The following is a 22,601-nucleotide window of genomic DNA, read 5'->3' on the forward strand; positions in this document are numbered from 1 at the left end:
GCGTTAACGGCGACTGCCATTTGTCACAAAAACTTCATCAAGAAAAAGACATGAAGTCCGCCTGACGGGTTTTTCTGCGCATAAGAAGAAGGGCCTCCACATGGGAGGCCCTTTCTTTGTGACACGGCGATGAAATTCAGCGCCGAATGCAGCGCGTGTTCAATGCGCCATTCACTGCTTCAGCGCACGCTGCTCGCCCGGCGTGAGCGACTGCATTTGCGCGGTAGTGAGCGCGCCCGCGCCCAGCACCTGCACCACGCCCTTCGGGTCGTAGGCCGCGCCGGTCACGCCGCGTTCGCGCGCGCCGCCGCTGCCGTTGCCCGCGCCGCCTTCGGGCGCATCGTTGCCGAAGCCGAGCACGCGCACCGTGAACACCGACGGCAGTGACTGGCGCTGCGCCGCGCGCTCGCGCTGCAGCACCTCCTGCGCGGCGCCGGCCGCCTGCGACGCGGCGGCGCTCGCGTTGGTGAGCGCGCCCACGTTCACCGCCGCTACCACCGGAATACCCACCGACTTGCCCTGCACCTGGATGTTCTCGGCGTTCACCACGTGCAGCGCCGCCAGGTTCACGTTGCCCGACACGCGGATGCCCGCCTCGCCCGCGTCGATGGTGCCCAGCGGCGCGATCAGGTCGACGTCGCCCGGCGGAATCTCCGGAATCGGGTTGAGCGTGGCGATGCCGGCGCCCGTGTTCGGCGTGTTGGGTGACAGCGCGACGTTGCCGACGTTGTCGTAGGCGCGCCGCTGCGGCGTGTAGACGATGGTGGTCTTGGCGCCGCGACCCGCGTTGATGTCGCCCTGCGCCGACCACGCCAGCACGTTGCCGCCGAAGGTGGTGAAGATGCGGCTCTGCCCGAGCAGGAGGCTGCCGTGCGTGTAGACGTTGATGTCGCCCTCGCCCTGCGTGAGCAGGCCCGAGCCCTCGCCCGGCGTGAAGCCGCCGTCCACGCCCACCACCGCGCGCCCGCCCGGCACCAGCAGGCTGATGTCGCCACCGAAGTCGGTGTGCATGCCGGCGTCGAGCACTTTGTAGTAGGGCAGGCTGGAGCCCGCGCTGCCCATGGCCAGCCATTCGTCGTAGCGCATGTAGGTCTTGCCGGGCAATGGGCGCTTGGTCGGCTCGGCGCTGCTCTGCTCGAAGTACTGGGCGCTGCTGAACATGGTCAGGTCGCCCATGTAGCTGCGCGGGTTGCCCTGCGCATCGTGTGACGGCAGCAGCGTGGCGATGGCCTCGCGCCCGCGCAGGTAGCTGCCGCTGCGCCGGCTCTTCGGGTCGTTGTACTCGCGCCCGCCGGCCTTCAGCTCGGCGTAGTACACGTTGCGCAGGAAGGCACGTTGCTGCGGCTGCGGCAAGGCGTCGAAGAAGGCGCGCGCGTCCATCGTCCGCGCATCGAAGTGCAGGCCCAGGCCGTTGGCGCCGCCGAAGCGCTCGGTGAGCCAGTTGACCAGGTGCAAGCCGCTTTCCAGGCGGTACTCGCGCTCCAGCGTGCGGATGGCCGCGCCGCTGCCGGTGTTGCCGGTGCCTGTGCCTTGACGCGCACCGTCAAGCTCGGCCTGCTTGCTCGCCATGTACGCGGGGGCCCCCGCCTCGTCGCCGCCGTAGCCGAACTCGCGCGCGAGCCATTGCGACAGCGACAGCGCGCCTTCGTAGGTACGCAACGCCTTGCCCGGCTGCTCGGCGAAGGACTGCCCGGCGTTCGCCAAGTTCTTCGGATCGAGATAGCGCGCGGCGAAAGCAGCCCAGTCGGCGCCTTCGCGGCCCGCGCCCACAGTCACCGCAATGCCGGCGCCGCTGCGGCGATCGCCCGGCACCACGCCGGGCCCGCGCGCCACCGAACCGATGCTGCGCAGCTCGGCCTTGTCGGCCATGTACACGTCTCGGCCCGCCGTGAGTTCGAGCTGGCCGGGCCCGGCCACGTAGAAGGTGCTGTAGCGGATGTCGCGGCCCGCTTCCACCACCGACACGTCGTCGATGTTGTTGTGCACGATCAGGTTGCCCGTGGCAAAACCGCTCCCCAGCGAGGGCCCCGGCCGGTACGGCGCATTGCTGTCGGCGCCGCGGACGCGCGTCCAGCCCAGGGCATCGGCCGGCAGGGTCTCGGTGACGCCCAGCGGTGTGCCGGCATTCACGATGTCGCGGCCGGCGCGGATCGCGACCGGGCCGCTGCCTTCGTACCAGGTGTCGATCGCGCCGGTGACCTCCGAGCGCGAGATGATGGAGCCGGTGCGCAGGCCGACGATGTCTCCCTGGACCGCGTAAAAGCGCGACGGCGCCTGGCTCGTGACGCTGTAGCCCGAAGCCGTGGGCGACACGAAGCTGAACAGCGGATAGCTCTGGGAAGTCGAATTGGGCACGGAGCTGCCCGACACCAGCACCGAGGGTGCGATCGCATCGGCGTGCACGTTGGTGATGCGAAGCGGCCCGTACCAGACGGCCTGGCCCAGACCGACGAAGCCCGGGTTGAACGGCGTGGGCAGCATCGCCGGATCGACGCCCGAGGGCGTGACGGCGTAGCCGCTCGCGTAGATCGAGTCACCGGCCAGCAGTTCGAGCTGCGGCTTGCCCTGGCGGACGAATTGCGCGCCGACCGGTGTCGGTGCCAGCAGGATGCTGGTGCTCGATTGGTCCGGCACGTTGCTGCGGTTGGACGTGCCGGTCACGGCGTTGCCGTAGTAGAGGCTGCCGTTGGCCGCCGCCGCGCGCAACACCGAGGGGTAGATGAATCGGTCGCCGCTCGCCACCTGGTCGCTCATGCCGCGGTTGTCGGTCCAGGCCATGCCCGGCGTCAGGTTGCCGCCGGCCGAGAACAGGTCGACCGCTGTCGACGGCGTCCACAGCGAGAACCAGCCGATGCCGCCGCCGGCGAAATGCGAGCCGCTGGAGGTGAACGGCACGCCGCTGTTGAACTGGGGCACGCGCCCGGCATCGGTCACGGTACCGATCACCAGGTCGCCGCGCGCTTCCATGCGCAGGCCGCTGTCGCCCAGCACCAGCACCGGCCCGCCGCCGGCAATGCCGGAGCTCGACACGTTGACACGCAGCGCGCGCGACTCCGTCGGGTCGGCCCGGTCGTAGCGCAGTTCGATGCCGCCCACCGAGCCCGCGTCCAGGCGCAACGCGCCGCGCAAGTTGGTGAAGGTGCCGTTCAGGTCCTGCCGCTGTTCGGTGCGGCGCAGGTCGGTCGCGAACTGGCTGTTGCCGTTGGGGGCGAAGCTGCGCGTTTCGGCCACGGGGTTGAGGCCGCCACCGATGCGAATGTCGAGGTCACCGCCGCCGGTGAGCACCAGCTCGCCTGTGGAGGTCACGCGGCCGGTGCTGCCCACGGCCAGGCTCAGGCCCTGGCTGCGCGAGACGAAGGCGGCGTTCCAGTCGCTGAGGATGTTGAGCATGCCCGCATTGCGGCCTGCCTCGAAAACCAGGTTGCCGCCGCCGAGCGTGCCGAAGCCGGTGAAGCCCGCCAGGTAGGGTGCGCTGTCGTTGCCGGCGCCGGCCACATAGGTTCCGTAGTTGATCCACCAGGCAGTCGGGACGTCCTGGGCCACGGTGCCGCCGCCCTGGCGCCAGAGCCATTGCCCGACGGAGCTGGAGCCCGTCATCGCACCGCGCACGCGCAGCGGTTCCGTGCGGATCAAGCCGCCGGCACTGCCGATCTGGTCGCCCATGACGTCGCCCCCCGCGCGCAGCAGCAGGTTGCCGCCGTGCTCGGGGTACCACGCCTGGTAGAGGCTCTGGCTGCCGCTGCCGTCGACGAAGGGCGCGAGCGTGTTGCCCAGCGAACCGAGCACGCTGCCGTCGGCCTGTCGGCCGCGGGGCAGGTTGTGAAGATCGGCCTTGCCCGGCGCGGCCAACGAGGCCGAGGGCGTGCCGGCGGTGTAGACGCCATACGGCGAGGTCATCAGGATATCGCCGCCGGAGACCAGGTCGAGGTCGCCGGTGCCGGTGCGCAGCACGCTGAAGATCGGCTCGCGCAGCGGCTTTTCTTCCAGCCGGGTCTCCGGCGGCTTCCCGGGTCCGGTCTGCACCAGCAGCGGGCCGGCGCCGAAGTCGTTGAGTTCCAGGCCGCCCCAGCCCATGACCTCCTCGACCTGCGCCGGTGTCAACGCCTGCCCGGGGTGGATGTCGAAGCCCAGGCCTTGTTCGTTCCAGAGCGCCACGTCGGCATCGATCGCCCACATGAACTCGCCGGGTGTGGCGGTGCCGGGAATTTCAACCCTGATGAAGTTGGAGCCGTAGTGCGTGTCGGACAGGCGGATGCCGGCCCTGGCATGCGGCTGCGTGAGGCGCGTGTCCGCAGCCGACAGGTCGGCGCCGCCGACCAGGCGCAGGTCCCACGACTGCGAGCCTTGCGCCAGCAGCGGCGCCAGTGCCCAGGTGCGGCCCTGGGTGCCGTCGGCCTCGCGATTGCGCAGGTCGACGAAGTTGATACCGCCCGGCAGGCGCACCAGGGTTTCACTCGGAATGACCGCGCCCTTGGCCAGCGCGAGCGGCCGCGCGAGCAGTACGCCGTTGAGAGGCGCGCCCGGAAAGGCCTCGTCGCGGATGTCGCCTTCGGGGAAAGGCAGCGCCACGCCGTGCGGCCAGGTCATGGCCGCCACGTTGGCGACGCTGTTCAGGCGGAAGCCCGCGCCCAGACGGGCGCCGGCGGGCAGGGTCACGTCCAACGGGAGCACCGTGCCCGCGGCATACAGCACGTTGCCGGCCGCATCCTGCACCGCGCCGCCCAGCACCATGCCCTTGGCCATTGCCAGCGGCTGGCTCAGCCTGACCGTGACGGGCAGCAACGTGCCGCGCGCCAGGCTCATGGCCTGCATCGGCAGGTCGTAGTTCAGCACGCGGCCCGACTGAAAGAAGGTGCCGGTGTCCAACGTCACGCGCCCGCCTTGCGGCAGCACCACGTCGCCGCCCAGGGGGATGCGCCCGCTCGGGAGCACCCAGCCCTTGTCGTCGGGCGTGACCGGCAGGCGCGCGCCGTCGAAGCCGTCGCTCAGGCTGCCGAAGACGTCCAGCCGGCCCTTGGCGCGCAACACCAGCGCACCGGCTTCGCCCGAGCCCGCGACGCCGGTGCGCGGCGTGTGGGGGTTGATGCCCTGGTAGCGGTAGCCCGACAGGTCGATGTCGCCGTCCAGGTGCAGGTCGCCGTCGGCCGTGCGGCTCGCGATCTCGATGCCCGGGCGCAGATGGAAGGCATCGCCGTACGCGCGCAGGCCTTGCAGCCGGGTGTTCATCAGCGTGCCGTTGGCCAGCGCATTGGCCATGAAGGCCGTGCTGTCGGCGTGCTTGGTATCCAGGTAGGCCTGCGTGACCGACTGGTAGCTGCGGCCGTCCACACCCATGTCGGTGCCGACCGGCGCATCGTCGTAGCGCCAGAAGGCGTTGAGCATGATCGAGCGGGCGCCGTCGATGGTGATGCCGCCGGCGGCGTCGATGCCGACGTCGTTGCCGGTCGCGCCGCCCAGGCGTGGTGCGTTGAGCGCGACGGTGCCGAACATGCGGCCCGAGCTTCCCGCGCGCAGGTCCATGCGCACGCCGGGTTCGATGCGCAGGCGTCCGCTGCCCGCGTCGATCTCGATCACAGCGCGGTTCGGTGCGTCGATGGCCTGGCCGTAGCTGTCCACGCGCAGCACGCTGCCATGCGCGTCGAGCACGGCGTTGCCGGCCAGCGTGACGCCGTTCTTCGCCGCGAGGCGGATGCTGCCCACCTGCTCGCCGCTGGCATCGACGGTGCCGGCCACCGTGAGCTGGCCGTTGTCGACCGACACGTTGATCTCGCGTGCGCGCAGCTCGTTGCCAATGCGCAGGTCGCCCTGCTTGAGCTGGAAGCTGCGGCCGCCGACCACGCCGCCGTCGTTAAGGCGCTGGTTGAGGCCAGCGAAGTCGTCGATGTGTTGCGCGCGAATGTCGGCACGACCCGCAGCGTAGGGCACGTCGGTGCCGCCCGCGTCGTAATGGCCGCTGCTGGCACCGCGCAGGGTGCCAGCGAGGGACACGGTGCCCGCGGTGTCACCCAGCGCCATTGCCACGATCTTGCCGGCGCGGTTCTCCACCGCCGACACGTCGATGGCCGAGCCCGCCGCCTGCGCGATATTGCCTGCACGGCTTTCGAGCAGCACGTCGCCGCCCCAGCTGTGCTTGGCGCTGTCGAAGAAGTCGATGCGCCGGCCTGCCATGTCGACCTGCGCGCCCGCTCCCAGCAGCAGGTCGCCCTGCGCCGCGAGGCTGAGCTTGCCGCTGGGCAGCAGCACGGCAGTGTCCAGGCGCAGGCTGCCTTTGCGGCTGTCGAGCGACAGCTCGGCGCCGAGCGCGTCGGCCAGCGCCGCGTTGTCGGGCACGCCTGCACGGGCACCGGGGAAGGCCACCGCTTCGATGTTGCCGCCCGCCACCATCTTGTTGACCGACCCCGCGCGGCCAGTGAGCAGCGGCGTGCGCAGGTGCAGCGTGCCGCCGCTGTAGCTGAAGTCGTTCAGGGTGTCGTCCCACGCACCACGGCTCTGGTAGACCGACAGCGAGCCGCTGCGGTTGGCCGTGATGCGCTCGCTCGCGTTCAGGCTCACGTCGGCAAAGCCGAGCGTCGTGCGATCGAAGGTGTGGACGGAATCGACGCGCGCACCGGGGCCGAAGCCGAACTCGATGCGGCGCGCGTCGATGGCCAGGCGCCCGCTGCCGGTGCCCGCGCCGCCGGCCACCACGTTGCCGGCCGGCGTGGTCGCGCCGTTCCACACCAGCGTGTCGGTCTGGATGCGCGCAAGCGCGTCGGCGCTGCCGTGGCCATAGATGGCGGGCGTGCCCAGCACCAGCCGCTCGACCGACGAGCGGCCGGTGGCGGGGTCGATGGTGGAGAGCGTGGCCGTGTCGTAGAGGTTGAGCGAATCGCGCACCGTGAGAACCAGGTTCTCCAGCGCAGGCGCGCCCGCCTCGGTGTCGCCGCGCAGCAACCGGTCGAGCACGCCCTGGTTGAGCGTGAGGCCCGGTGGCAGCGCGCCGCGCGTGGCGGCGTCGGCCAGCGACTGCTCGCTGCCCACGTTCACGCCGCCCACGGCCAGCACCAGGTTGCGCGTGCCGTAGCGCACCGCTTCGCCGAGGTTGAAAGCGTTGTCGGTCGCGGCCGTGATGGTGCCTTCGGAGTACAGGCGCGTGACGCCGCCGCACGGCGTGAGCGTGCAGACGCCGATCCGGATCGCGCCCGCGCCCTTGCCGTCGCCTTCGGTCGGCAAGGTGGGCGCCAGCATGTCGAGCCAGCCGTTGGACACGGCCACCAGGCTGTTGGGGCCGGGCGCGAAGGCGAAGCCGTCCGTCGAGTCGTAGGCGGCCTTGCCGCGCCCCAGTGTGTTGATGCTCGCGCCCTGCTCCACGGTGATGCCGCCGGCGCGCGAACTGGTGATCAGAAAGACCTCTGCCGCGCGCAGTTCGCTGCCGGCGCGCAACACGACGGAGCGCGACTGCGCCGCGGCATTGACCATGTTCGCCTGCTGCAGGCTGCCCTTGCTGTCGAGGTAAGAAGCCGTGAGCTGGCCGCCGATGACCAGGCGTGCGGCGCCGATGGCGTTGAGCTCGGAAGCGTTGATCGACACGCCGGTGAAACCCGGCGTGCGCAAAGCGCCGTCGGGCAGGATCTCGAAGTCGCTGCCGCCGCCGGCCGACACCGTGCTGCCGCGCCCGCCCTCGGCCGGCGCGGCCAGCACCGTGCCGGCAAAGCGCAGTTGCTGAGGCCGTCCGAACGAGCCGGTTTGCGTGGGCGGCAACAGGTCCAAGCGCATCGACTTGGCGTCGCGCTCCAGCACCGCGCGCGGCACGCCTTCGCGCAGGGCCTGCGCTTGTGCGAAGGCGCTGTAGCCCATCTCGTTGTACTGCGAGTAGGTGCGCAGCGTGTCGGCCGGCGTCAGGATCACCTGCGTGGGCATCGCATCGCGAAACGCAGTACCGGCCGTGCCGAGCTGCCCCGAGGCCGCCCACGACCCGTTGCGCATGGCGTTGGCCGTGCCCATGGCGCCCACGCTGGGCGCCAGGCCGTTCAGCTCGACGCGGAACGCACCCGGCATTAGCGCATAGGTGGAAGGCAGCAGCGTGTAGGTGCCCGCAGGCAAGCCCGGCACGCCCGCGCCGATGGTGATCTGGCGACCCACGGCAGCGCTGCTTGCGCCCTTCTCGCCGTTCTCACCATTCACCGGCGCATAGGCAGTCGACATGCCCGGAACGATGGCATACACCGGGTTGGTCGCAAGGCCCGGCAACACGAAACCGCGGCCGTCGACGCCGCGCTGCATCAGCGGGTTCATGCGCGCATCGACCGAGCCGCCACGGCCCGGCAGGAAGGCCGTGCCTGTGAGTTCGCCGCCGCCAGACAGGTCGACCACCGCGCCCGCGTGCACGTCCACCGCGTGGCTCACCAAGTTGACCGACGGGTCCCAGCCCACGCCCCGATACACCACGTCCTTGCCGTTGACTACATAGTTCAGCCCGTCCGACGTGCCGCCATAGGGCATGCGCAGCCCGGCCGCGCTGACCGACGTGACGCTGCCCGGCATCAGCTCGACAAGCCCGGTGTAGCCGCTGCCCGTTGCACTGCCCAGCGTGATGCTGCCCAGCGGCGCACGCAGCACGCCGCCCTGCACCACCTTGGCCGCCGACAGCGTGAGCTGGCCGAACGCACTCTGCGGCATGCCCGGCAATGCGTCGCCGATGCGCTCGACGGTGAGGGTGCGCTGGGGGTCGAACGCGACCTGCAACGTGCCGAACTCAGGGCTCAGATTGCTGTAGCGTCCGACCGCCACGGTGCCGATGTCGTTGCTGGCCGGATAAATCTGCGCCGCCGCGAGCGTGAGGTTGCCGGCCACATAGAGCCCGCCCCGGTCTTGAAAGCGGATGTCTCCCTGACTGGCCAAGCGCATGTCGTCGAAGGCAAAGCGCTCCACGGCCACCTTCTTGTCGTTGTTCAGATAGATCAGGCCGCGGGTGCCGGTCATGACGTCGCCGGCGATGTCGATCTGATCGGCATCCACCCGCAGGCTGCTGCCTGCCGCCACCTTCGGAATGCCCAGTTCCCCGCTGCCCTGGCCGGCGTTGCGCACGCCGGTCACGGGGTTGGGCATGAGCGTGTTGTCGACCTGGCGGTTGGCCGAGCCGCCAAGGCGCACGTAGGGGGCGCCCAGCACGATGCGGCTGTCGATGGGGGCGTTCTCGACCAGGCCCAGGCTGCTGGCGGTCAGGCGCAGGCTCTGGCCCAGCCGTAGTTCCACCGAGCCGTCGAAGCTCAACACGCCGTTGACGCCCAGCGCCAGGTTGTCGAAGCCACCGGCCTGGATGCGGTCCACGCCGACGCGCGCGCGGCCGTAGGTCAGCGCGGGATCGGCAGCGCCGGCCCGCAGGCCGGCCGCCAGCACGCCGTCTCCCTGCGTCTGTGCCAGCACCAGTTCACGCGTCTGGCGCACCGTGTCGGTCACATTCGGGCCCGCGAAGGTGAAGTTCGCGACCGGGCCGTAGATCGGCGTCTCCAGCGTCAGGGCCAGCGTACCGCCGGCCGCGCCAGCGCCGCCCGAAGCGGCACGCATCTGGCCGTCCAGGTACAGGCCGCGCGAAGAGGTCAGCGAGATCACGCCGCCCTGGCTGGGCGCTTCGACGGGCCCCGCACCCGGCTGGTACAGCGTGGCCGTGGCGCCCGAGGCGTCGAGCCGCGCACCGGGGCGCACCACCACGAAGGCGTCGGCCTGCGCCGACTTGCGGGTATCGAGGTCGAAGGGCACGCCAATCTCGATGGTGCCGCCCGCGCTGACCTTGCCGTAGGCATGGCCGAGCGAGTCGGTGGCGGTGAAGGCGCGCCCGGACACGTCGAGTTCGGCGTGCTCGCCGATCCAGATCGAACGGTTGTCGCCGCCGCCGTTGGCCACGCCTGCCGGCCCGACCTCGTTGTAGGCCCCGCGCAGCACCGAGATGCGTCCGCCCGCGGCCTGCAGCAGCCCATCGATGGTGGTTTGCGCATTGCCTTCGAGCGCAATGGTGCGGCCCGGGTCGACCTGGATGCGCGCACCGGTTCCGATGGTCAGCGTCCCTTCCGCTTCCAGCGTACCCGCCTTCAGCGACAGGTCGGCGCCGTCGCGCATCGTGAGCGTGCGGCGCACCGCGTTCTCTTGCTGCAGCGGCGGCAGCCAGGCCTGCAGCGCCCGCGAGGTGTCGCCCCCGGTCGCCAGCATGCGGCCCGCGGCCGGGTCGAAGCGCAGCACCGGCATGACAACCTGCAACTGCGCGCCGTCGACCACCGAGATGCCGTCGGGCGAACTCACCGCGTAGCGGCTGAAACCGCGCTGGAGAAGGCCGGGGTCCAACGCTAGAGAAGGCGCCACCGCAACCGTGTCGGGCCACACCGTGCCGGTGGCGATGCGCGTGCCTGCAGGCACCATGGTCGGGTACCGGGCCACAGTGCCCGCCTTGTAGACGGTGGTCTGCTCGAAGGTGGGCAGGCCCTTCGGGAACACGTCGGCCGGCAACACATAGCCCGCGGGAATGTTGGCGATGACGACCACGGCGCTGCCCGCGGGCACCACCTGATTGGCGGCAATGAGCTTGCCCGAAGCCAACTGCACGGACGACGTGCTCACCCATGGCGCAGCGGTGATCACGGGGTTCTGCTCGTTCAGCCGCGGCCGCGAGTCTTGCCGCACGACCTGTCCCGGCGCCAGCCTGTCGCTGGTCACGGAGAAATCCATCGGGATCGACGCGCCCGCGCCGATCACGTAGTCGTTTGCCAGGCGCAGCGGCTGCGCGCTGGCCAGCCCGCCTTGCAGCACCTTGTCGGCATCGATCAGCACGCCGCCGATGCTGACGGTGGTGCCGTGTTCCAGGCTCAGCTTGCCGCCGCCGCGCACGCCGTAGCCGCGCAGCTCGCCGTCCAGCGTCAGCGCGCCGGCGCCCAGGTTCTGGCTGGCACCCAACGTCACGTTGCCGCCCTTGCCGCCGCGCAGCGAACCGTCTTCCATCAGCGCCGCGCCCGAAGACACGTCGATCAGGCTGCCCGTACCAAGCGCCACGCTGCCGGTGCTGCGCACCGACACGTTGCCGCCGTCCACGTAGGGCAGGCCGGCAATGTTGCTGCGGTCGACCTTCAGGTTGGTCCAGAGGCCGCGCGCGTCGAGCGTCACGCCGTCGGCCACCCCCGTCTGGGCGAGGTAGCCGCCGGGCGGCATCTTCTCGATCGGCTGCTCCAGCCAGGGCTGGGCCAAGGGCGTGTGGCGCTCGATCATGTTGCCCAGCAGGATGCTGCCGCCGCGCGCCGTGAGGTCGGCATTGACCTTCACCTCGGTCGCGTGCAGCGCGAGCGTGCCGCCGTGGGCAACGCTCACCGCGCCGTTCACCTGGATGTCGCCCGCCGCATACACGCGCAGCTCACCGAGCCCCAGGCTGCTGAGCCAGCCGGCGTCGAGCTGCAGGCTCTTCGTGGCCGCTTCAGGCAGCGGCTGCGCGAGTGCGAGGTCGTCGGCCAGATGGCGCGAATGCGTGCCGATCTCGACCTTCTCGGCCATCGCGTCGGGGCTGTTGCGCAGGTTCTGCAGGGCCTTGTCGTAGTACGGCGTCAGCGCGCCGATGACGAGCTGCCCCTGCTTCGCCACGGCGGTCTGCACCTGCAGGTAGCCGTCGATGCCGGCGTCGCGTGCGCGTTGCTGGCGCGGCCCCTGGAAGGCAGTAGTCGTGAGTTCGCCTTCGAGCACCGCGGCACGGGTGGACACCACCAGCCGGCCGGCGTCGCGGCCCACGGTGTAGCCGCTTTCGAGCCGCTGCTGCGGTGCGATCAACGGGTTGTAGAAAAGGTCGGTGGCCGAGTCGCCCCAGCGCTTGTGCACCGACTCGAAGCCCTTGTACACGCCGTCGTACAGCAGGTCGCCCGGTGCCTTCGAGGCTTCGTAGAGGCGGCCGTCGCGGCCCTTCAGGTAGCTCTGGCGGATGTTGCCGGTCTGCACGTCGATCGTGCCGCCCGAGAGGTTGATGTTCGAGCCGCCCTGCGTCACGAGTTCGCCGCCGCCGAACTGCACCGTGCCGCCCTGCGCCGCCCATTCGCCGATGCCGTGGCCATTGGTTCCCAGGTAGCCGCCCACTTCGAGCAGGCCGCCGGCCGTGTACCAGCGGTCGCTGTCGTTGCCCTGCGTGCCCTTGGGCACGCGCACCAGCGTGCGCCGGTCGATCCACAGCTTGCTGTTGTTCAACCGCTTGCTGTCACGGTTGCCCGGTGCGTCGCGCTGCTCGTTGCCCTGCACGTCGACCTGCACGTTGTTGGCTTCCATGGCCACGCTGACGCCCACCGCGCCCGAAACATCGATGCGCGCGCCGCTGGCCACATGGCTGCGACGCACCGCGTCGACCATCACCTGGCCGCCGGTGGCGAGCGTGAGCGATTCGCCCTGGAAGTCGACATTGCCGCCGCTCGCAATGCGCACCAGCGACTGGTCTCGGCGGTTGAACCCGTCGCCGCCGGTCTTGTCGCTGTCCATCAGGAGCGATTCGCGCTGCACATCGAGTGCAGTGGCGGGCTCGGCGTCGAGCCGGATCACGGTGATGCTGCCGGGCGCGAGCGTGACCGTAGCCGCTGCCTGCTTCTCGTCGGCCACCAGGTGAATGGTGCCGCGCGTGTGCACGGAGGTGGTCGCTTCGAGCACGCCCTCCTGGTGCACCTGGCGACCGACCAGCGTGATGTCGCCGGTGGGCGCCTGCACAAGACCGCTGTTGACCACGCGGCCGGCGGCCGAGTCGGCCAGGTACAGCGGCGTAACCACGTTGCCGCGCGTGCTGGAGGTCTGGTTGGCGTCGGTGCCCATGCCCTTGCGGATCACGAAGGCATCGCCAGCGGCCAGCACGGTCTGGCCCGAAGGCGTCTCGATGCGCCCGCGGTTGACCGTCTCGCGGCCCGCGAGCAGCACGTAGCCGCCGCCTTCCGTCACGCTGGTTGGCTTGTGCGTGGCAATGCGCGCACCGGCCTCCACCGTCACGTCGGCCGTGGCTGCGCCGTGGGTGAAGCCGGTGGCTGTCGTCGACAGGTCGTTGGCCAACGTCGGAATGAAGGCCGAGGCCTGCGGGTCGCTGTACAGGCCCTTCTTGAACTGCGCGTCGCTGAGGCCCACGGCAGAAGCCACGAGGTTGCGCGTGTTCACCTGGCTGCTGCCGTTGAACACGATGCCGTTGCGGTTGACCACCAGCACCGTGCCGTCGGCCTGGATCTGCCCCTGGATCTGCGACGGCCGCGCATTCGGGTCGTTCACCCGGTTGAGCACGGCCCAGCTCGGCTGCTGCTCGAACTTCAGCGTGGTGTTCTTGCCGACGTTGAAGGTCTCCCAGTTGAGGATGGCCTGCGCGCCGGTCTGCGCGACCGTCACTTGCGTGCGGCCGCCGGCTTGCGTCTGCACCGGCGCATTGGCGTTAGCCCAGCCTGCGGTGAGGCTGGCGGTGTCGACCTTCAGGCCGCCTTCGGCCAGGCCGTCGGGCACGCCCTGCCCGCTCTCCAGCGCCGCGCGCCGGGCCGCCTCTTGCGCGGCCTGCTGCGCCGCGATGCCGCGCGCCGCGATGTTCAGGTTGCCGATGGAGCGCGCGAGCTGCTCGTTCGCGCGCTGCTGCTGCGCCTGCGGGCTGGTGAGCATCGACGCGGGCATGCCGTTGGGCAGCCGGCCGGTGGCCAGGGCGGTGCCCTGCGCCATGTTCTTCTGCGCCATCCACGCGCCGCTGAAGGCCTGCTGCGCCTGCGCACTCTGGGCGGAGGCGCCCGCAGCCAGCATCAGCGCGATCGCATGAACCATCGGCGTGAGCCGGGCCTGCGGAAAGAAGAAGGACGAAGAAGAATCCGGATTGCGCCGGGACACCGTGCTGCTGCGTTGCATGCGGACTTCCATGGGTTCGTGTTTCATTGCTCGAATCGATGCCACGAAGCACGCGCCCGGAAGGCGGACGGCCCGTGGTCTACCGAGCTATGACAGCGAAGGCGCGACGCGACTGCACCATGTCACGAAATCTTCATGAAGCGGCTTCGCGGCGCGCTCAGGCCTTGGCCATGCCCAGCAGCACGATGCCGCCGGGCAGCTGCGTCAGCTCCGCGCCGTACACGTCGCGCACGAGCATGGCCACGTCGTCGAGCCGGTCGATGGAAAAGCTCGCCTGCACCTTGCTGCGCCCGAGCGCCTCGCTGGTCAGCACCAGCCGGCCGCGGCGGTAGCGGTTGACCTCGGCCACCACCTCCGACAGCGGCACCTGGTTGAACACCAGCTGGCGGCGTCGCCATGCGCTCACCGGCCCGGTGTCGACCGCCGCCACCCTGCCGAGCCCCGCCGCGCCGTAGCGCAGCTGGCCCCCTTCGTCGATCCGCGCCTGCTGCGTGCCGCGTGCCACATCGACCTGGCCCGCGAGGCAGGTGACGCAGACCTCGCCGTCGATGTTGCGGATGTTGAAGCGCGCACGCACCGCCGACACCGTGCCGCCCGCCGCGGCCACGGTAACGCGCGCGACGGCGGAGGCCTCGGTGACCACCTCGGCCTCGCCCGCCAGCAGCTCGATGCTCTCGCCACCCTCCGTCTTGCGCTGCAGGTTGACGCGCGTCTGCGTGTTCATCTGCAGCACCGCGCCGTCGGCCATGGCCACCTCGCGCTGTTCGCCGGTGGCGGTGCGGTAGTCGGCGCCCCATTCGGTGACCGAGGCCCACAGCCCCAGCGGCGGCGACACCGCCAGATAAGCGACCGACGCCGCGACCGCGCCGCCGAGCAGCGCGCGCCGGCCCGCGACCGGCATGCGCCGACGCGCCTCGCGCTCGGCCTGCTGCCGCACGCGCAGCGCGGCCGGGGCCATCGCCTGCCAGACCTCGCGGGCGCGCACGAAGGCATCGGCATGGGCGCGGCTCTGCGCGCACCAGCGCCGGAAAGCGTGCGCGTCGTCTTCGGTGGCCTGTTGCGAGCCGAGCCGCACCACCCAGGCCTGTGCTTCGCGTTGCATGGTCTTCATCGCTTCGGTTTCCCCGGATTCTTCAGCTGCCATCACGCTTAGACTGTTTTCCCGCGCCGGGACCGAAGCGCTGGATGAAATCTCTTCCCAGCCGCTCGCAGCAATGCTCGAGGCCAGCGCGCAATTCTTTCTCGACGGTGCGCGCCGACACGCCGTAGCGCGCCGCGATGTCCTTGTGCGGCATTTCGTCCACGCGCGCCGCCAGCACGATGGCGCGGCGGCGGCGCGGCAGCTCGGCCAGCGCGCGCTCCAGCGCCTCCAGCTCGTTGCGGGCCTCGGCGCCGCGCGCGGGGTCGGCCATTTCGTCGGCCATGTCGTAGAGCTCCTCGACCTCGCCCACGCTCAGCAGGCGCGAGTTGCTCTTGCGCTGGTCTTCCGCCACGTTGAGCGCGATACGGAACAGGTAGGCCGACGGATAGCGCACCGCGCCGCGCACGGTGGTGTTCTCCACGCGCAGATAGGCCTCCTGCAGCGCGTCGTTGGCCAGGTCTTCGGAGCCGAGTCGAATCTGCAGATGCTTCCTGAACTGCGCGTAGCGCGCAAGGAACAGCGCGCGCAGCGCGGCCTTGATCGATTCGGGCATGCGATGCGTCGCCTCAGCCGGCCGAGCGGACGCGGTACGGCCGGCAGTCGCGCGCGGGGTCGGCACGCGGGGTCAGCAAGATGGTGACGGGCTGCGCCATGCCAGGCGGCGGCGGCGCGTCCATCTCGAGCGTGCGCAGGCTGGCGAGCACCGTGGCGTCGCGGGTGCCCTGGCCGCTGCTCTCGAGCAGGCGCGTGCCGCTGACAAGGCCGGCGGGGTCGATCCACAGCTGGATGCCGAGCCGGTAGCGGCCGAAGGTGTCGGGCTGCACGGCGCAGAGCACGCGGGTGATGGACGACTGCAGCACGGCTGCGTAGCCGGCCTGAATGCGCAGGCCTTCCGCCTCGGCCTGCGCCTTCGATGCGCGCGCGTTGCGCGCTTCCTCGGCGGCCGATTCGGCCGGCACCGGCACGAGCGTGAATGCGTTGGTCGCGGTGTAGCGCGCAGCAAGGCCGGTGCCCGCCAGCATGTGCTGCAGCGCGTCTCGCGGTGCGTAGTCGCCCTGCACCGCGGCGGCTTCGCGGCCGGCCGTGAGGCTGCTGGTGACCAGCACCGAATAACCCGTGATGCGGCCGAACACGGCCAGCGATATTTCGAGCGGCTGCACCGGCAGGTCGAAGCGCAGCAGCTCCGCGCCGCCGTCTCCGGCTGTCGTATTCGCTGCATGAGCCGCACCGATCCACAACGCCATGACAAGACACCAGGACAGTGTCAGGGCACCGCCCGATGCGGAAGTACGAGTCATGTGGCGGGGAGTCGGCAACGAAGGAATCTGTGGGAGTGCGGCCGCGTGTGTCGATTGCGGCCTGTCTGGCGTGCGGGCGAGCCTATCCGGCGCGCATGACCGATATGTGACGTTTGGTTTGCGCGGCGTTGCGAGCGACCGTGCCCGATCGGCGAGGTCGCAGGGCCGGCGTCTTTCCGATGACTTGTGCCCTGCCTAGACTGGCCGGCTCGTCGCCGCTGCGGCAGACGACCAGAACGAACATGGAGATGCGAGGATGCGCGAGTTCTTGTTGTATGGCGTCGCCGCCCTGGCGACATGCTGCCTCGGCGGTGCGGCCGCGGCCGAACCGGCGCAACAGCCGGCAACGGCGGCGGGCGCCGACAGTTGCGTGGAGGTGGTGGTCAACGGTGAACGCACACCCTCCTATGCCTGCCTGACGCAAAAGCTGCAACCTGCGTCGGCGCCACGCGGCCCCGACGGCGCCCAGCCGGGCCTTGCCTCGGAGGCCATCACGCAAAGGCCGTCCAACCAGCTAGGCCTGTTCAACCAGGCGGCCACCAGCAATCGCATGGGCAACACCTTCGGCACCTCGGTCTATCCGCAGCGTCCGCCGCCGGTGGTGCCTTCTTCGCCGCTGATTCCGCGTCCCTGACCCTGAAGAAGAACGTCCGCTCGCCGGGCGGCTCAGGGCAGCCCGGATTTGCCTGCGCAGCCGGACGACCCGCGCGACACTTCGAGCATGTCCGGCGCGAACATCGGATTGCCTTGGTGCGGCGCGATGTGCGAGAGGTTTTCTTCCAATGGCAGCAGGCCGCCGAAATCCGTGGCCGCAAAATCGGCATCGACGTGCACGCCGTGCTCGTCGCGCCGGACGAGGCCGCGGCTCTCCAGGTCGCGTATGGTCTTGTTGACCACCTCGCGCGACAGGCCGGAGTAAGAGGCGATCACCGACTGGGTGATGCGCTTGTCGTAGCCGCCGGTGACGGCCGGGGCCAGTTGGGTCAGCTGGTGCAGCACGCGGCTGACCAGGTCTTCGGACGACAGCGCGGAAATGCGGCGCAGCTGCCCGCGAATGACCGACATGCGCTTCATGGCCAGCCCCAGCAGGCCGATGGCCACTTCCGGGTACTGGCTGCACAGCTTGCGCACGGCCGCCACGGGCACGAGGTAGACCGAAGACGGCAAGGCCGCGACGAGCGTCTGCATGGCCTGGTAGCGGTCTTCGGTGAATGAGGGGCTGAGAAAGAAATCGTCCTGGCGGATGAAGTCGGTGGTGACGTCGCCGCCGTCTTCGCGGCCGTGCGCGACCACGCGCAAGAGGCCGCCCGCCACACAGTAGATGCGGTCCGTCCATTCGTCGGCGGTGAGCACGACGTCGTTGCGCCGGTACGAGCGCAACTCGCTGCACTGGACCAGGGCCGCGCGCTCGGCGGGCGGCACATTGGCTATGAGGGGATGCAGATACATGGCTGAAGGTTTTGGGGCCTGCGACGCCGGGCCGCGCAAGCGGCCCGGGCGGACAAGAAGCCCCGGCGAGAGAAATCTCGCCGGGGCTGGAGCGGCAACCCTTAGCGGGCCGACGCGATCGTGGACACGGCGGAGTTGCCCACCGCCGTGGCGGTGACCTGGTTACCCGCGGCGCGCAGGGTGCTGCCGTTGGTCGCACCCGTCACGCCCACGCCGTAGTTCACGCCAGTGGCCGTCGCGACGATGGCGCCGCTGTTGGTCTGGTAGTTGCCGATGGCAGCGGTCGGGCGGCCGGTGGCCGGTGCCGTCACGGTCAGCGTGTTGGTCGCGCTGTTGCCGTACGCCTGTGCAGCCACGGTGTTGCCCGTGACAGCCGCCGTGCCGCTGGTCAGGCCCGGCACGGTGCCCACGGCCTGGCCGTTGAGCGCGACCTGGTAGGTCCCCGTGGCGTTCGACGTCACCGCACCCGTGTTGCCCTGGGTGTTCAGCACCGCGGCCGTGGCCTGCGTGGCACCCAGCGTGCTGCCGGCCGTACCCGCGGTCGAAGCACCGTAGCTGCTGCCTGCCGCGACGTTCAGCGCGTTGGTGGCCGCGTTGCCGCGAGCCAGCGACGTGGTGCTGTTGCCGTCGATCGTGACGCCGCTGTTCAGCGCCGCGGCCGAGGCCGGTGCGGTGCCGTTCAGCTGGAACGTGGCCGAGGTGGTGGCGCTGGACGCCACTGCCGCGGAGCTGCTCTGCGTGTTGACCAGGCCGGCGTTGGCGCCTTGCAGCGCCGCACCGTTCAGGGCCACGCTGTTGTCGGCGCGGTTGGCGGAGGCTTCGGCCGTGGTGCTGTTGCCGGTCACGGTCACGCTGCTGTTCGCCAGGCCCGTGGTGGCTGCTGCCACCTGGTCCTGGTTGTACAGGCGCGTGCTGGCCGTGCTGCTCACGCTGGTCGAAGCGACCTGGCTGTTGTTCAGCACATGGTCGCCGGTAGCGGTGGCCGGATTCAGGTTCGCGTTGACGGCAGCGCCCACAGGCGTCACGTTGGTGCCGGTGACGGCCAGCGTGTTGGTCACGTCGTTGATCACGCCGAGCGACACGTTCTTGTTGCCCGAAAGAGCAACCGACGAGTTCGACACCGCACCCGGTGCGTACAGCTCGAGTGCCGAGCCGGCCGACACCGCAGCCGCGCTGCTCTGCTGCGACGCCAGGGCCGTGGTGGCCTGCACGCTGTTGCCGCTCAGCGCGACGCTGTTGGCCGCCGTGTTGGCGACCGCGCTACCGCGCTGGCTGTTGTTCGACACGCTCAGGGTCGAGCCCGAGACGGCCGCGCCCGCGGTGGTGTCGATGGCATAGGTGCCGAACACGCTGGTCGTGAGACTTGCGCCTTCGTTCACCTGCTGCACGTTCGACAGCGCATGGTCGGCCTTCGCGCCGGTGCCGTCAGGCAGCGGCAGCGTGCCTGCCGCTGCCACCGTGTTGCCGCTGCCCGCAGCGATGTTGCCGCCGGTGACGGACACGCTGTTGGTGGCGGTGTTGCCGGTGACCGCGCCGTTGGCGGTGTTGCCGTTGACGCTCAGCTGCGAGTTGGTGACCGCGCCGGCCACGGCGACGGTGACGCCGCCCTGGTTCGCGACGGCTGCCGTTGCGGTGGTGCCCGGAATCGTCGCACCGAAAGGCACCGTCTGTGCAGCAAGCAAGCTGTTGTATGTGGTCGTGGAGACGGTTCCCAGAATGCTGGCGGGGGCCGTCAGCAGGCCGGCGTTCGGGCCGGTGCCCGCCGACCAGCCGTGCGCGGTCAGATAGGCGATCTCCGAAGAGTCCAGGCTAGCCTGCGACACACCAAGCGTGCCGCTCGTGATGGTCGTGCTGCTGCCAAGGGTGTTGCCACCGAGGGCGTCCGGATCCAGCACGTGCGCGTTGTAAGTAAACGGCGTCGAAGGCGTAGCCGGCGAGCCAGGCGTACCCGCCAGACCAATCAGCGCATTCACGTCGGCACTGGTGCTTTGCGAGTTCTGCAGCGCGCCCGAGGTGGCGATCGTGGTGCCGGCAAGCGTCAGGCCGTTGGTGGCGCTGTTGCTCGTGGCCGAAGCGCTGGAGCTGTTGCCGTTGGACGCGACCGTGGAGCCCGTGACCGAGCCGCCGATGTCCGTGCGCACCTGTGCGGCGAGGGGCGAACCAGGATTCGTGGTCGTGTCACGCTGGGTGGCGGTGACGGAGCCCGAGCCGGTCTGCACGTTCTGCACGCTGAACGAAGCATCGGTGATCAGCTGCCCGACGTTCGACACGGCGCCCTGGCGAGCACCGGCGGTGCTTGCGGTGGACAGCGAATTGCCCGTCACCGACAGCGTGTTGCCGCTCGCGCGGTTGCCGTAGGCCAGCGCCTGGATCTGGTTGGTCGAGGTCGAGACCGAGGAGTTCGCAAGGTTGTCCTCGATGCTCGTGTTCACCACCGAGCCACCGGACGCGGCTGCCTCGACGGCACCGGCCGCGTTCTGCACGCTGGTCACGTTCGCCACCGACGAGAAGCCGGTGGTCGTCACGCCGGTGCCCAGCGCGAGCTTCGCGCCGTTGGCCACGTCGTTGCCGTAGGCCGCGCCGACGAAGGCGTTGCCTTCGTTGGTGACGGTGCCGCGCGTCACGTTGCCTTCAACCAGCACTTGCAGTGCGCTCACCGGCAGGATCTGCGCAGTGCCCGATGCGCTGGCGGTCACGTCGCCGAGCGCCGACTGGCTGCTCAGCACACCGTAGCCGGCGTTGACGTTGACGTTGCCGCCGACGGGGAACACGACCGAAGCGGTTCCGCCCGCCGCAGCCACGTTGGCGCCGTTGGCCGCGACGTTCAGGGTGTTGGATGCCGAATTGGCGTAGCCGACAGCGCGCTGCAGGTTGTTGGTGAGCGCCACGCTGGTGTCGGTCGAATGCGTGCCGATGTACGCGGTGGCCGTTGCACCGGCGAGTTCGGCCTGCACCGGCGAGTTGCCGTCGACGATCTGCACATTGGCCACGCCGGCGCCCGAGCCCACGCTGGTGCCGGTCAGCGACAGCGCGTTGCCCGCGCTGTTGCCGACGGCCACGGCTTCCTGGGTGTTGCCGGTGACAGCGAAGGCGCTGGCCTTGATGGTGTCGCCACCGGTGCCGCGCGAATCTGCGCTCAGGCCGATGACGGAGAGAGCGTTCGTGGCGCTGACCGCGCCCGAATAGTTGCCTTGCAGGTTCGACACCGTTGCCGCGCCGTTGGCCATCACGTTGCCGTCGGGCGTGCTGCCGCCGTTGAGGAATGCGGAACCGACCAGGGGCATTGCATTCGCTTCGAGCGACAGGTTCTGGCTCACGCTGCTGCCATAAGCGGTGGCCGCGGTGCGGTTGTTGCCCACGGTCACGGTGCTGGCGTTGTTGGTGCCGTTCTCGGAACCGGAGGTCACGCCGACGACCGACGGACCGGTGACGGCGTCCACGCTGACCCTGTAGTTGCTCTGCTGGCTGGCCAGAGCGGCGGTAGCTGCAAACGCAGCCGCATTACTTCCGCTGGCAATGGCGCTGGAAGCCGCGTTGCCGGTGGCTGCCGAGGTCACGCTGTTGCCCGACAGGTTGACCGAGCCGTTGTCGATCGACTGCACAGCGGCGCTGACGGAGGTGCCCAGGTTCTGGCTGGAGAGCGAGACGCCGACGTTGCCCTGGCTGTTGAGAATCGCCATGTCGGCCGCCACGACGGTCGACAAGGCGCCGCTGTTGAAGCTTGCCGTGTTGATGACCGGAGCGCCGGAGCCGGTGACGGACATGCCGTCGCCCAGCACGATCCGGTTGCCCGCCACGCCCGCCGCGCCCAGCGACTCATTGCCGGTGGCCGCGCTCGACACAGTGTTGCCCTGGACCGAGAGGCCGCCCGTCAGCGTGTTGGTCACGCCCACGGCGTTGCCGCTCACGGTCGCGCCGATGGTCGTGCCTTCGGTGACAGCGCTGTGGGTCACGCCGACGCCGGCAGCCTGGTTCAGCTGCAGGTTCGACACGACGGCCGAGCCGACGAACGTGGGCGCGCCGCCGGGCTGGATGCTGGCCGTGCTGGTCGCGGCGTTGCCCTTCAAAGTGGCCGAGACGGTGTTGTTGTCGAGCACCGGACCGGCAGTCACGGTGGCGTTGGTGGGCGAGGTCAGGCTCAGCGTGACCTCGTTGCCGCTGGCTGTCGCGCTGGAAGCGGCGCCCGTGCCCATCTGCGCCGAAGTGATGGCGATGCTGCCCTGCGAGTTGGCAAAGTTGCCGGTCGGCGCGTAGCTGATGTTCGTGGAGCCGAAGGTCCCGGAGGCGTAGTCGTTCGGCACCGTGCCGGCGATGGTCGAGGAGCCGCTGTTCAGCGTGGTGCTGGCCGCGATGGTGTTGGCCGTGTTCGAAGCGCTGCCGCTGGTGAAGCCGGTCAGGTCGACCTTCACGACGTTGTTGTTGGCGGTGCTGGACACCACGCCGCTGTTGGTCTGCACGCCGAGCGAAGCCGAGCCTTCGGCGCTCGAGTCGGGAGCGGTGCCGGTGAGCGACAGGTCGATCGAGTTGGTGAAGGTGTTGCCGATGGCGGTGGGCTTGACCTGGTTGTTGGTCGTCGTGTTGCTGGTGCCGGCCTGCGGGCCGACCACGGTGACGCCGGTCGTCGTGTCCGAGGTGTCAGCGGTAACACCGACGGTGTTGCCCTGCACGCTCTGCACGGTCTTGTGGCCAGTGACCGTCACTGTGGCCGGGGTGCCGAAGCTCACATCGGCGGCTTGCGCGCCGCTGCCCATCAGCATGGCGAGCACTGCCAGGCCGACGCTGCCGAGCGCCGGGGTACCGGCGCCGTGATTCTTGCGATTCTTCTTCATGGATTTTCCTTTTTGGATCGGATGACTGACTCG

The 22,601-nt window shown here is 70.0% G+C and carries 7 protein-coding genes; 1 reads left to right on the top strand and 6 read right to left on the bottom strand.

All coding sequences use genetic code 11. From position 1 onward, the window contains the following. Positions 1–171: 171 nt before the first annotated feature. From ACQY8B_RS14005 to ACQY8B_RS14020, 4 genes are all read right to left on the bottom strand, one after another. A complete protein-coding gene (locus ACQY8B_RS14005) occupies positions 172–13,878 on the bottom strand; it encodes a filamentous haemagglutinin family protein (protein WP_422087256.1) in 13,707 nt (4,568 codons plus the stop codon). Positions 13,879–14,008: 130 nt separating this feature from the next. After that, positions 14,009–14,953 carry a FecR family protein gene (locus ACQY8B_RS14010; protein ID WP_422087257.1) on the bottom strand — a complete coding sequence of 315 codons (945 nt, stop codon included), beginning with the start codon at positions 14,951–14,953 and terminating at the stop codon, positions 14,009–14,011. Between the two features lie 31 nt (positions 14,954–14,984). Next, positions 14,985–15,545, bottom strand: coding sequence for an RNA polymerase sigma factor (locus tag ACQY8B_RS14015; protein ID WP_422087258.1), 561 nt, complete (start codon positions 15,543–15,545; stop codon positions 14,985–14,987). 13 nt (positions 15,546–15,558) lie between these two features. Then, positions 15,559–16,236 carry a TonB family protein gene (locus ACQY8B_RS14020; protein WP_422087259.1) on the bottom strand — a complete coding sequence of 226 codons (678 nt, stop codon included), beginning with the start codon at positions 16,234–16,236 and terminating at the stop codon, positions 15,559–15,561. A gap of 310 nt (positions 16,237–16,546) precedes the next feature. Here ACQY8B_RS14020 and ACQY8B_RS14025 point away from each other — a divergent pair, with 310 nt between their 5' ends. Next, the gene (locus ACQY8B_RS14025; RefSeq protein ID WP_422087260.1) at positions 16,547–16,924 is read left to right on the top strand and encodes a hypothetical protein; all 378 of its coding nucleotides are present in this window, start codon (positions 16,547–16,549) and stop codon (positions 16,922–16,924) included. 32 nt (positions 16,925–16,956) lie between these two features. Here ACQY8B_RS14025 and ACQY8B_RS14030 read toward each other — a convergent pair whose 3' ends face one another. Both ACQY8B_RS14030 and ACQY8B_RS14035 read right to left on the bottom strand, forming a co-directional pair. Continuing rightward, entirely contained in the window at positions 16,957–17,739 is a 783-nt protein-coding gene (locus ACQY8B_RS14030) for a Crp/Fnr family transcriptional regulator (protein ID WP_422087261.1), read from the bottom strand. Between the two features lie 101 nt (positions 17,740–17,840). Continuing rightward, complete coding sequence (locus ACQY8B_RS14035; protein WP_422087262.1) at positions 17,841–22,568, bottom strand: beta strand repeat-containing protein; 4,728 nt, start codon at positions 22,566–22,568, stop codon at positions 17,841–17,843. Positions 22,569–22,601: the final 33 nt, after the last annotated feature.

Source organism: Variovorax sp. (assembly GCF_965279555.1).
Taxonomy (GTDB): domain Bacteria; phylum Pseudomonadota; class Gammaproteobacteria; order Burkholderiales; family Burkholderiaceae_C; genus Variovorax.